The sequence below is a fragment of the Streptomyces sp. NPDC001231 genome (assembly GCF_042896885.1).
In the GTDB taxonomy this organism is placed as follows: Bacteria; Actinomycetota; Actinomycetes; order Streptomycetales; family Streptomycetaceae; genus Streptomyces.
This window is the reverse complement of sequence record NZ_JBIAXS010000014.1, coordinates 207,473-218,866: the sequence shown is the minus strand read 5'-3', so window position 1 is coordinate 218,866 and position 11,394 is coordinate 207,473. Positions and strand designations below refer to the sequence as shown.

General features: G+C 71.4%; 11 protein-coding genes. 1 reads left to right on the top strand and 10 read right to left on the bottom strand.

The window, feature by feature from the left end:
- Positions 1 to 6 precede the first annotated feature (6 nt).
- Both ACFY3J_RS19345 and ACFY3J_RS19340 read right to left on the bottom strand, forming a co-directional pair.
- On the bottom strand, positions 7 to 270 hold the full coding sequence (locus ACFY3J_RS19345; protein WP_390841328.1) for a hypothetical protein: 264 nt from the start codon (positions 268 to 270) through the stop codon (positions 7 to 9).
- Between the two features lie 124 nt (positions 271 to 394).
- Positions 395 to 1,402, bottom strand: coding sequence for a stage II sporulation protein M (locus ACFY3J_RS19340; RefSeq protein ID WP_384179177.1), 1,008 nt, complete (start codon positions 1,400 to 1,402; stop codon positions 395 to 397).
- Between the two features lie 131 nt (positions 1,403 to 1,533).
- Here ACFY3J_RS19340 and ACFY3J_RS19335 point away from each other — a divergent pair, with 131 nt between their 5' ends.
- Positions 1,534 to 2,691, top strand: coding sequence for an RDD family protein (locus ACFY3J_RS19335; protein WP_390841327.1), 1,158 nt, complete (start codon positions 1,534 to 1,536; stop codon positions 2,689 to 2,691).
- A gap of 67 nt (positions 2,692 to 2,758) precedes the next feature.
- Here ACFY3J_RS19335 and ACFY3J_RS19330 read toward each other — a convergent pair whose 3' ends face one another.
- The 8 genes from ACFY3J_RS19330 to ACFY3J_RS19295 all read right to left on the bottom strand — a co-directional run bounded on the left by ACFY3J_RS19330 (position 2,759) and on the right by ACFY3J_RS19295 (position 11,105).
- Positions 2,759 to 3,376: a hypothetical protein gene (locus ACFY3J_RS19330; protein ID WP_384179173.1), complete on the bottom strand. Its 618-nt coding sequence runs from the start codon at positions 3,374 to 3,376 to the stop codon at positions 2,759 to 2,761.
- 180 nt (positions 3,377 to 3,556) lie between these two features.
- Positions 3,557 to 5,014 (bottom strand): adenosylhomocysteinase, encoded by a 1,458-nt coding sequence (gene ahcY / locus ACFY3J_RS19325; RefSeq protein WP_384179170.1) that lies wholly within the window; start codon positions 5,012 to 5,014, stop codon positions 3,557 to 3,559.
- 286 nt (positions 5,015 to 5,300) lie between these two features.
- Complete coding sequence (locus tag ACFY3J_RS19320) at positions 5,301 to 6,281, bottom strand: cation diffusion facilitator family transporter (RefSeq protein ID WP_390841326.1); 981 nt, start codon at positions 6,279 to 6,281, stop codon at positions 5,301 to 5,303.
- A 131-nt stretch (positions 6,282 to 6,412) separates the two neighbouring features.
- The gene (manA, locus tag ACFY3J_RS19315) at positions 6,413 to 7,567 is read right to left on the bottom strand and encodes a mannose-6-phosphate isomerase, class I (RefSeq protein ID WP_390841325.1); all 1,155 of its coding nucleotides are present in this window, start codon (positions 7,565 to 7,567) and stop codon (positions 6,413 to 6,415) included.
- 90 nt (positions 7,568 to 7,657) lie between these two features.
- Complete coding sequence (locus tag ACFY3J_RS19310; RefSeq protein ID WP_384179164.1) at positions 7,658 to 8,785, bottom strand: SIS domain-containing protein; 1,128 nt, start codon at positions 8,783 to 8,785, stop codon at positions 7,658 to 7,660.
- A gap of 102 nt (positions 8,786 to 8,887) precedes the next feature.
- Positions 8,888 to 9,058, bottom strand: coding sequence for a Trm112 family protein (locus ACFY3J_RS19305; RefSeq protein WP_141360461.1), 171 nt, complete (start codon positions 9,056 to 9,058; stop codon positions 8,888 to 8,890).
- Between the two features lie 147 nt (positions 9,059 to 9,205).
- Positions 9,206 to 10,570 carry a phosphomannomutase/phosphoglucomutase gene (locus ACFY3J_RS19300; protein ID WP_384179161.1) on the bottom strand — a complete coding sequence of 455 codons (1,365 nt, stop codon included), beginning with the start codon at positions 10,568 to 10,570 and terminating at the stop codon, positions 9,206 to 9,208.
- 112 nt (positions 10,571 to 10,682) lie between these two features.
- Entirely contained in the window at positions 10,683 to 11,105 is a 423-nt protein-coding gene (locus ACFY3J_RS19295) for a DUF3499 domain-containing protein (protein ID WP_141360459.1), read from the bottom strand.
- Positions 11,106 to 11,394 lie beyond the last annotated feature (289 nt).

Genomic DNA, 11,394 nt, shown 5'->3' with positions numbered 1-11,394 from the left:
GAGTTCTCAAGGAACGGTCGCTTCCTTTGTACTCACCCTCTCGGGCTTTCCTCCGGGCTTCCCTTCGGTGTTTCCGACTCTATCAGATCTTTTTCCGATCCGATTTCCTCGGTGCTTTCCAGGTTTCCGCTCTCGCGTTTCCCTTTCCGGCGGCTCCGACTTTATCAGAACTTTTGAGTCGGTCTGACCGGCCCTCGTTTCCGATTCATCGGGAGAGGCTTCTTCATGATCGATCTCATCGACATGCAACAGAAGCAGATAGATGCTCACTGTCACCCTCGTGGACCATGTCCATCTCCGGGCAACTGTTTGAATCTACCTCCCCACCCGACCCGTGTCAACGGGTCCGGTGCGGCGAAGAGGAGAGTAGCAGCTCGGCGGGCCCAAACGCACATCAGGCGGCCGTCGGCACGGTCGCGCTTCGCTCGGTTGGCGCAACGTCCCCTGTACCGCCGGCCCGTGCCGCTCGACCGCCGAGGACGTAGACGTAGGCCAGGAAGGCCAGCTCCGCGACGATCCCGATACCTATGCGGGCCCAGGTGGGGAGGCCCGACGGCGTGACGAAGCCTTCGATGGCGCCGGAGACGAAGAGGACGAGGGCCAGGCCGATCGCCATGCCCAGTGCGGCTCGGCCCTCTTCGGCGAGAGCGGTGCGGCGGGAGCGGGGGCCGGGATCGATGGCCGTCCAGCCGAGGCGCAGCCCGGTACCGGCGGCGACGAAGACCGCCGTCAGTTCGAGCAGACCGTGCGGCAGGACGAGGCCGAGGAAGGTGTCGAGCCGGCCTGCCGAGGACATCAGGCCGATGCCCACACCCAGGTTGAGCATGTTCTGGAAGAGGATCCACAGGACCGGCAGTCCCAGGAAGACGCCCAGGACCAGGCACATCGCGGCGGCCTGGGCGTTGTTCGTCCAGACCTGGGCGGCGAAGGCCGCCGCGGGATGGCTGGAGTAATAGGTCTCGTACTCGCCGCCGGGGCGGGTGAGCTGCCGTAGCTCACCCGGGGCCACGATCGCGGCCTGCACCTCGGGGTGTGTCCCGATCCACCATCCCAGGAGCGCCGCGACGACGGTGGACAGGAGCGCGGTGGGAACCCACCAGTGGCGGGCTCGGTAGACCGCCGCGGGGAAGCCCTCCAGCAGGAAGCGGGTGACATCCCGCCACGAGGCGCGGCGTGTCCCGGTCACGACACTGCGCGCGGCTGCCACGAGCTGGCTGAGCCGGCCCGTCAGCTGCGGGTCGGGCGCGCTGGACTGGATCAGGGAGAGGTGGGTGGCGGTGCGCTGGTAGAGGGTGATGAGTTCGTCGGCCTCCGTGCCGGTGAGCCGGCGTCGGCGGCGGAGCAGGGTGCCGAGGCGGTCCCATTCCGCTCGGTGGGCGGAGACGAAGACGTCCAGGTCCATCGTGTCTGCCTGCTCCTCGGCTGGTTGTTCGACAACTCGTCGGCTGTGTCAGCTTGTCCTACTGCGGCGCGATCGCCCTCAGCTTGGCAGACTGGCCGTTCTCGGGGCGGGCCAGGGGAAGGACGACGGGCGTGAGTGAGCTGGTGACGGGTGAGGCCGTGGCGCTGGAGGTGCGCCCGGCGAGGCTGCCCAGCAGGGCACTGGCGGTGCTGCTCGACCTCGTGGTGACGGTGATGGTCTACATCGCCGTGTCCTTGGCTCTCATGGCGTCCACGGCCTCCCTGGACGAGGCCGCCCGGATCGCGGTGTCGATCGCGGCGTTTCTGCTCGTGCTGGTCGGGGGGCCGATAGCCGTGGAGACGCTCAGCCACGGGCGGTCGCTCGGGAAGATCGCATGCGGGCTGCGGGTGGTCCGGGACGATGGCGGGCCGATCCGGTTCCGGCACGCGCTCGTGCGTGGGGCGATCGGTGTGGTCGAGATCCTGCTGACGTTCGGGGTCGTCGCCTGTATCGCCTCGCTGGTGTCGTCGCGGGGGCGTCGGCTGGGTGACGTGTTCGCGGGCACCCTGGTCGTACGGGAGCGGGTGCCGGCCGGGCAGGCGACCGCGGTGCCTCCGCCGCCGCCCTGGCTGGCGGGGCGTTTCTCCGCTCTCGATCTGTCGGCGGTTCCCGATGGGCTGTGGCTGGCAGTCCGGCAGTACCTGACGCGGATGCAGTCCCTGGATCCGCAGGTCGGCTGGAGCATGGCCGAACGGCTCGCTGCCGATCTCGCCGCCCGCACCGGGACTCCGGCGCCGCGCGAGGTTCCGCCGGCCATGTATCTGGCGGCGGTGCTGCAGGAGCGGCAGGCGCGTGAGGCCCGGCGCGCGTTCGGCGGTTCGGCGACGGGTGCTTCCGCCGGAGGGGCCGGCGTCCCGGTCGCCGGGTCCGGCGCGGCGCCCGGTGCTCCCGGCTCCCCGGTGCCGCAACCGCCGTCCTACGGCGCGTCGCAACCGCCGGCGTACGGCGTCGGCGAGCGGTCGGGGACTCCCCTATCCGCCGCTGAGGCTTCACCCGCCGTGCCTCAGGACACCGCTTCCTGGGACACCCCGGCCTGGGCCGCCCCGTCCACGGACCTCCCGTCGCAGCACCCGGGCTCCGAGGACACTTCGCGGACCGAGCGGCCCGGCAGCGGGTTCGTGCCGCCGGCCTGGGCCGCCCCGTCCACGGACCTCCCGTCGCAGCACCCGGGCTCCGAGGACACTTCGCGGACCGAGCGGCCCGGCAGCGGGTTCGTGCCGCCGGCCTGACGCGTCGGCCGGTCCGGGTCCGTCAACCTCCTTCGCCCCCACACGGCCTTCCCCGCGCCCCGCAGGCTCAGGAGTCGAAGGCCGACGGGGGTGACTGAAGGTCCTCCAACTCGATGCCGGGGGCTGCCAGAACCACGTCCCCGGCGATGTGCACGGTGTGCTGTTCGCCCGTGTCCAGGGCAGTGACCTGGTATTCGTCCACGGTCAGCGGGCCGTTGTCAGTGGCGTGTGCTTCTCTTTCCACCAGAGCCCAGGACTGGTCCACGGTGCGGGGGGCGAGGACCGGATCCGTGAAGGCCACGAGGCGGACGCGGGTCGCGGAGGCGGAGGGGGTGAGGCGCAGGAGACGGGCGGTGGCGATGAGGAACGCGGGGGAAGTGCCGGTGAAGGCGTGGGCGCGCACAGTGCCTTCGGTGGCATGGATGCCGGTGGGGTCGGTGCGGACCCAGGTGACGCCGTCGAGGGCGGCACCGCGCACCTGCCAGCCTCCCGCATGGAGTTCGAGGCGGATGGGGCGGCCGAGGTCGTCGAGGGCAAGGTCGACGGAGCCGTGATGAGCGCCCGTGGGGGTGGTCAGCTGGGATACGTAGCGCCAGCCGGAGGGGCCGGGGGCGCACTGGAAGTGCTCTTCCGCAAGGGGGGTGTGATCGTGCGGATCGTGGAGCGAATAACGGCCGCGGGGCATGGGGGTCCTGGGGTGTGACGGGGTGGTCCGGCCGCCTCGGCACTACGGGCAGGCGGGCGTGACGGCCGCCGGTCCGGTCGAAACCGCCGGTCCGGTCGAAAGGGGCAGGCCCCCGACACGGGGGTGCGGGGGCCTGCCTCGAAGGACCTGGCTGAGACGCGGGGTGCGACTCGGTGGTGGTCAGTAGCGGTAGTGGTCCGACTTGTACGGGCCGTCGACCTCCACGCCGATGTACGCGGCCTGCTCGGGGCGCAGCGTGGTGAGCTTGACGCCGAGGGCGTCCAGGTGGAGGCGGGCGACCTTCTCGTCGAGGTGCTTGGGCAGCACGTAGACACCGGTCGGGTACTCGTCGGGCTTGGTGAACAGCTCGATCTGGGCCAGGGTCTGGTCCGCGAAGGAGTTGGACATCACGAACGACGGGTGACCGGTGGCGTTGCCCAGGTTCAGCAGGCGACCCTCGGACAGCACGATGATCTTCTTGCCGTCCGGGAAGGTCCAGGTGTGGACCTGCGGCTTGACCTCGTCCTTGACGATGCCGGGGACCTTGGCGAGGCCGGCCATGTCGATCTCGTTGTCGAAGTGGCCGATGTTGCCGACGATGGCCTGGTGCTTCATCTTCGCCATGTCGGAGGCAAGGATGATGTCCTTGTTGCCGGTGGTGGTGACGAAGATGTCGGCCGTCTCGACGACGTCGTCCAGCGTGGTGACCTGGTAGCCGTCCATCGCCGCCTGGAGGGCGCAGATCGGGTCGATCTCGGTGATGATCACGCGGGCGCCCTGGCCGCGCAGGGACTCCGCGCAGCCCTTGCCCACGTCGCCGTAGCCGCACACGACCGCGGTCTTGCCGCCGATCAGGACGTCGGTGGCGCGGTTGATCCCGTCGACCAGGGAGTGTCGGCAGCCGTACTTGTTGTCGAACTTCGACTTGGTGACCGCGTCGTTGACGTTGATCGCCGGGAACAGGAGGGTGCCCTCGCGCTGCATCTCGTACAGGCGGTGCACGCCGGTGGTGGTCTCCTCGGTGACGCCCCGGATCTCGGAGGCCAGCTGGGTCCACTTCTGCGGGTTCTCGCCCAGAGTGCGGTTCAGCAGCTCCAGGATGACGCGGTGCTCGTCGGACTCGGCGGTGTCGGGCGAGGGGACCTTGCCGTCCTTCTCGTACTCGACGCCCTTGTGGACCAGCAGGGTGGCGTCGCCGCCGTCGTCCAGGATCATGTTCGGGCCGCCGGTGGGGCTGTCCGGCCAGGTCAGCGCCTGCTCGGTGCACCACCAGTACTCCTGGAGGGTCTCGCCCTTCCAGGCGAAGACCGGAATGCCCTGCGGATCGTCGGGGGTGCCGTCGGGGCCGACGGCGATGGCGGCGGCCGCGTGGTCCTGCGTGGAGAAGATGTTGCAGGACGCCCAGCGGACCCGCGCGCCGAGGGCCGTCAGGGTCTCGATCAGGACGGCGGTCTGCACGGTCATGTGCAGGGAGCCGGTGATACGGGCGCCCTTGAGCGGCTGCTGTTCGGCGTACTCCGCACGGATCGCCATCAGGCCCGGCATCTCGTGCTCGGCGAGGGAGATCTCCTTGCGGCCGAACTCGGCCAGGGACAGGTCGGCGACCTTGAAGTCCTGTCGGTTCTCGACAGTCGTCATGGGGTGCTGCTCCTCGGGGTTGGGGCGAGGTGGGTACGGCTGACCTGCGCGGCAGCGGACACAGGGGTGCCCTAGGAAGGACACAGGCATGCTCGCGTGCGCGCAGCGCAGTCCGTCGGAGGCCCTCTCTCCCTCGGCCGGCCCCTGCTCGGGCCGCCCGACCGCCATCAGCAGCGACGTCTGGCTCCGTCCCAAGCTACACCGCGAAGCGCGGCGGCCCCCAGTCCGTGTCCGGACTCACGGGCCGTTCGCGGAGCCATGTGATCGTCGCCGGGGGCGGCCGGGATCAGTGGCCGGTGGAGTGCGGGGCGGGTCCCCCCGGGGTGGCCTCACGGTCCGGGCCCTTGGCCGCCTCGGCCTCGCTGTAGATGTCCGGTTCCAGGTAGATGACGCGGGCGATGGGCACGGCGTCGCGGATGCGGGCCTCGGCGGCGTTGATGGCGGCGGCGACGTCGGCGGCCGTGTCGTCGTGCTGGACGGCGATCTTGGCGGCGATGAGCAGTTCCTCGGGGCCGAGGTGGAGCGTGCGCATGTGGATGACGCCGGTGACGGTGTCGCCGTCGACCATGACGGCCTCGATCTGCCGGACCACGTCGGTGCCGGCGGCCTCGCCGAGCAGCAGGGACTTGGTCTCGGCGGCCAGGACGAGGGCGATCAGTACGAGCAGGGCGCCGATGCAGACCGTGCCGATGCCGTCCCAGATCCCGTCGCCGGTGAGCAGGGCGAGGCCCACACCGCCGAGGGCGAGGACGAGACCGATCAGCGCGCCGAAGTCCTCGAGGAGCACGACCGGCAGTTCGGGGGCCTTGGCGCGGCGGATGAACTGCGGCCAGGACAGCTTGCCGCGCAGTGCGTCGGCCTCCTTGACGGCCGTTCGGAAGGAGAAGCCCTCGGCGACGATCGCGAAGACGAGGACACCCACCGGCCAGTACCAGTGCTCCAGTTCGTGCGGGTTGCGGATCTTCTCGATGCCCTCGTAGATGGCGAACATGCCGCCGATGGAGAACAGGACGATGGAGACGAGGAAGGCGTAGACGTACCGTTCGCGGCCGTAGCCGAAGGGGTGCTGCGGGGTCGCCTCGCGCTGGGCCCGCTTGCCGCCGATCAGCAGCAGGAACTGGTTGCCGGAGTCGGCGAGGGAGTGCACGCCCTCGGCGAGCATCGACGAGGAGCCACTGAAGGCGAATGCCACGAACTTGGCTACCGCGATGGCAAGGTTGGCGCCGAGTGCCGCCATGATCGCCCTGGTGCCGCCTGACGCGCTCATCTGTTCGCGTTGTCCCTTCGCCGTCGTACTCGCTTGCGGCCTTGGCCAGTCCTCGGCCGGTGGGTCATTGTCGCAGCCCGGTTCGGCGACGGTTAGCCGGGCGGCGGCACGTTGGACCGCCGCCCACGCGGTCATACGACGACGGTGGCCCGGAACAAGGTGCCGGTGCCGGACACTTCGGTCTTTTCGCCGGCGGGGACGAACACGGACTGTCCCGGGGCGAGGTCCTGTTCGCCGGCCCGGACGGAGCCGGCCGCGCAGAGCAGGATCTGCGGGCTGTCGAGGGTGAGGTCGCGTTCGGCGTCGGTGCCCTCGGGCAGGACGTAGCGGGACAGGCGGAACTCGTCGACGGGGGTGTCGTAGACCTCCTCGCCGTCCGGGCCCGCCTCCGGGCACAGGATGCCGGGGTCACGGGCCTCGAAGCGGACGATGCGCAGGAGTTCGGGGACGTCGACGTGCTTGGGGGTCAGGCCGCAGCGCAGGACGTTGTCGGAGTTGGCCATGATCTCCACGCCCAGGCCGTTGAGGTAGGCGTGCGGGATGCCGGCGCCGAGGAAGACCGCCTCGCCCGGCTTGAGGCGGAAGTGGTTGAGGAGCATCGCGGCCAGCACGCCCGGGTCGCCCGGGTAGTGGCGGGCGATGCCGGCGTAGGGGGCGTGGTCGCCGCCGAGGCGGGCGCAGGCGGCCGCGGCCTCGGCGACCGTCGCGGCCATCTCCTCGCGGTCGGCGGTGAGGAGGGCGGTGAGGACCTCGCGCAGGGCGGCTTCCTCGGGGCGGGCGCGCAGCACGTCGACGTACGGCTTGAGGGAGTCGACACCGAGGGCGTCGAGCAGTTCGGCGGCCCGGCTCGGCGCGCGGAAGCCGCACAGGCCATCGAACTCGGTGAGCGCGCAGACCAGTTCGGGCTTGTGGTTGGCGTCCTTGTAGTTGCGGTGCGGGGCGTCGACGGGGACGCCTCGGCGCTCCTCGTCGGCGTATCCCTGCTTGGCCTGTGCCAGGTCGGGGTGGACCTGGAGGGAGAGCGGGGCGCCGGCGGCGAGGATCTTGAGCAGGAAGGGCAGGTGCGGGCCGAACTTCGCGACCGTCTTGGCGCCCAGTTCCTCCTCCGGGCCGGCCTCGATGACCTCGGCGAGGGTGCCGCGTGCGGTGCGCGAGGGTGCGCCCGGATGGGCCCCCATCCACAGCTCCGCCTGGGGCTCGCCGCTCGGCTCCACACCCAGCAGGTGCGGGATGGCGGTGGTGGAACCCCAGGCGTAGGGGCGGATCGTGTTGTCGAGGCGGTCCATGCGCTTCTCTCTGCGGATCTCTCGGCGGTTCTGGGTGTTCTCGGCGTGCTCGGCTGTTCTCGTCTGTTCTCGTCTGCGCTCAAGGACAGATCAGGTGCCGGAGGCGAGCGCCAGGTAAACGGCGGTGAAATCCGTGACGGCGATCAGTTCCGCGAGGGTCTCGAGATCGTCGCCGGGGTCCGGCTCCAGCTCGCTGACCGGCGTGTCGTGGCTGAGGGCCAGGTCTCGGGCGGCCGGGGCGGCGGTCAGGCCGGCGAGCGGGCGGTCGCGCAGCAGCACCACGCGCGCGTGCAGGGCGGGCCGCTCCTCGACGCGGTCGCGGAAGAAGTCGTCCGGGTCGGCGCTGGCGGCCAGCGGACCGGCGAGCAGCGCGGTGTGCGCGGCGAGGGCTTCGGGCAGTTCGGCGACGATCGCGGGGATGCCGGACAGTTCGGCGAGCCCGGCGGCGAACCGGCGTCCCGCGGGGCCCGCGGAGGCGCCCTCGGTCCAGATGACCGGCAGCGCGTCGGCGAGTTCGGCGGCGAGGGTCTTGGCGGGGTTGCTGTAGGTGACGATGGCGGGTCCGCAGCGCTCGGCGATGTGGTCCAGCCGGTCGGCGACCTTCTCCAGGGAGTCGGGCGGGGCGGTGAGCAGGCCGACGCGGTCCAGGAGCGCCAGCAACGGCGTGAGCAGCGCCCACAGAACGCCCGGGGCGGATCCGGCGAGGGGTTCGCCGTGGTCGTAGGGGGCCGTGGCCATGGGGATGAACAGGCCGCGGGCGCCCTCGAGGGCCTCGGCGAGCGGGGTCCCCGCCGGGGCCACGGCGACGACCGTGCAGCCGCGCCGGTAGGCCTGCTCGGCGAGCAGGGACAGGCTCGGCTCGGTGCCGTCCGGGGTGGCGATCAGCAGCAGGTCGACGGAGCCTGCCCAGCCGGGCAGCTCCCAGCGCAGGGCTCCGGCGGCGGAGGCCACGCCCGTGGGTGCCAGCCGGGTCACGGGGCTGCCGGCGCCGGCGAGCGTGCCGAGCAGGTCGGCCGCGTGGGTGGCGGCGGCGCCGGGGCCGGCGATCAGGACGGCGCGGGGGCGGCCGTCGGGCCTGAGGCCGTTCACGCCGGCCTCGGCGGCGTTCCGGGCGGCGGTCCGGACGCGGGCGCCGGCCTCGGCGGCACCGCGGAGCAGTCCGCGGCGGTCGGCCTGGGCGAGCCCCTCCGGGGCGTCGAGCAACGATTCGTCGAGCATGGGCGGCAGCCTCCCGATCGGGCACCGAGCGCCGGGTCGTCTTCGTGCGGACAGCGGAGCCCGTCCGGGCGAGGCGCTGGGCCTCTTCCGGACGGGTCTGCGTCACGCGGGGCGGCGGGCCTCGTCGACGAGCAGGACGGGGATGCCGTCGCGGACGGGGTACGCCAGACCGCAGTCCTGCCCGGTGCAGACCAGCTCGGTGTCCTGCTCCTTGAGGGGGGCGTGGCAGGCCGGGCAGGCGAGGATCTCCAGAAGGCCGGCTTCGAGCGGCATGGGGTTTCCCTTCGGGCGGGCGGGGTGGGTGCGTCGGTGCGGTCGTACGGACGTGCCTGGTCAGGGTACCGCCGGTGGGGGCGGCGTGGCGGGCTCGGGCCGGGGCCCGCACGCCCGGACGCCGCCCCGGTGGGGGTGGACGGCCCCTCAGCCCCGGATGATCGCCAGGGCCTCGTCCCGCACCTTGGCCATCATCGCCTCGTCACGGGCCTCGGCGTTCAGCCGCAGCAGCGGTTCGGTGTTGGACGGGCGGACGTTGAACCACCAGTCGGCGGCGGTGACGGTGAGGCCGTCGAGTTCGTCGAGGGTGACGTCCGAGCGGCCGGCGTAGGCCGACCTGATGGCGGCGAGGCGGGCGGCCTGGTCGTCGACCGTGGAGTTGATCTCCCCGGAACCGGCATAGCGGTCGTACTGGGCGACGAGGGCCGACAGAGGGCCGTCCTGGCCGCTCAGGGCCGCGAGGACGTGCAGGGCGGCCAGCATGCCGGTGTCGGCGTTCCAGAAGTCCTTGAAGTAGTAGTGCGCGGAGTGCTCGCCGCCGAAGATCGCGCCGGTCCTCGCCATCTCGGCCTTGATGAAGGAGTGGCCCACGCGGGTGCGGGCGGGCGTGCCACCGTTCTCCTCGACGACCTCCGGGACCGACCAGGAGGTGATGAGGTTGTGGATGATCACGCCCTTGCCGCCGTTCTTCGCCAGCTCACGGGCGGCGACCAGCGCGGTGATCGCCGACGGGGAGACCGGCTCGCCGCGCTCGTCGACCACGAAGCAGCGGTCGGCGTCGCCGTCGAAGGCGATGCCGAGGTCGGCGCCCTCCGCGCGGACCCGCTTCTGGAGGTCGACGAGGTTGGCCGGGTCCAGGGGGTTGGCCTCGTGGTTGGGGAAGGTGCCGTCCAGTTCGAAGTACATCGGGACGAGGTCGACGGGCAGACCGTCGAAGACGGTCGGGACCGTGTGGCCGCCCATGCCGTTGCCCGCGTCGACGACGACCTTCAGGGGGCGGAGGGAGTCCAGGTCGACGAGGGAGCGCAGGTACGCCGCGTAGTCGTGCAACGTGTCACGCCGGCTGATCGTCCCCTGCCGGGCGGCCGGCTCAGGGGCGCCCGAGCCGAGCCACCGCTCGACCAGTTCGCGGATCTCCGCCAGCCCGGAGTCCTGGCCGACGGGGGCCGCGCCCGCGCGGCACATCTTGATGCCGTTGTACCTGGCCGGGTTGTGCGAGGCCGTGAACATCGCGCCGGGCAGGTCCAGGGCGCCGGAGGCGTAGTACAGCTGGTCCGTGGAGCACAGGCCGATCCCGGTGACGTCGGCGCCGTGGCGTGCCGCGCCGCGGGCGAAGGCCCGGGCCAGGCCGGGCGAGGAGGGCCTCATGTCGTGGCCGGTCACCAGGGCATCGGCGCCGGTCACCTGGGCGAAGGCCGCCCCGAAGAGTTCGGCCAGCGGCTCGTCCCACTGGTCCGGGACCACCCCGCGTACGTCGTACGCCTTCACGATCTGCGACAGATCAGCAGCCACGGCCAGCCCTTCTGAGGTCCTATCGGTCACCACAAACTACCGTCGGCATGCGAACGGAAGGCGGCGGAGGCGAGGGCCGCGGGTGGCGGAAGGATTTCGCGGCTGCCCGGTGTCAGTTGTCCGGCGAGCGGAGCACGCGCAGGTGGCCGCGGCGGGCGACCTCCATCGGGTCCGCGGTACGCGCGCCGCCACCGGCCTCGGCCGCCCGTTCCTGGGGCCTGGCCGCCTCGCGCACGGCGTTGGCAAGCGCTTCCAGATCGTCTCCGCTGGGCCGCGCGGGAGCAGAGCCGTCGAGGAGCCGGACGACTTCCCAGCCCCGGGGGGCGGTGAGGCGCTCGGAGTGCTCGGCGCACAGGTCGTAGCAGTGGGGTTCGGCGTAGGTGGCGAGCGGGCCGAGGACAGCGGTCGAGTCGGCGTAGACGTACGTCAGCGTCGCTACGGCGGGACGGCCGCAAGCGGTGCGCGAACAGCGACGTACAAGGCTCACGACGATGGACGGTACCGCACTCTTGAGCGGGCCGCGACGACTCTCCACCAGGCCACTCCACCGTGTCGCGATATGAAACGTCCCAGACACACCTTCTGTCACACTTCGCTGACCTGCATGAACGTCCCCTGTCGGGATCTCGAACAAGTCGGATCCGGTCACGACCGGGCACAAAATCAGTCAATTACCTTGATATCGACGGTCCTGGAGAGATGCGGAATCGAGCCCCAGCTTGGCTGAAATGCTCACCGGGCGACCGGCCGTGGCGGGGCGGACACGGCGTCCGGTGTGGGGTCCGATGCCGTGTCCGGTGCGGCACCCGGCGCAGCCTCCGGCA

Coding starts and splice junctions, on each gene's coding strand:
- ACFY3J_RS19340 (WP_384179177.1), bottom strand. CDS start 1,402: ATGGACCTGGACGTCTTCGTCTCCGCCCACCGAGCGGAATGGGACCGC.
- ACFY3J_RS19330 (WP_384179173.1), bottom strand. CDS start 3,376: ATGCCCCGCGGCCGTTATTCGCTCCACGATCCGCACGATCACACCCCC.
- ahcY (WP_384179170.1), bottom strand. CDS start 5,014: ATGACGACTGTCGAGAACCGACAGGACTTCAAGGTCGCCGACCTGTCC.
- ACFY3J_RS19320 (WP_390841326.1), bottom strand. CDS start 6,281: ATGAGCGCGTCAGGCGGCACCAGGGCGATCATGGCGGCACTCGGCGCC.
- manA (WP_390841325.1), bottom strand. CDS start 7,567: ATGGACCGCCTCGACAACACGATCCGCCCCTACGCCTGGGGTTCCACC.
- ACFY3J_RS19310 (WP_384179164.1), bottom strand. CDS start 8,785: ATGCTCGACGAATCGTTGCTCGACGCCCCGGAGGGGCTCGCCCAGGCC.
- ACFY3J_RS19305 (WP_141360461.1), bottom strand. CDS start 9,058: ATGCCGCTCGAAGCCGGCCTTCTGGAGATCCTCGCCTGCCCGGCCTGC.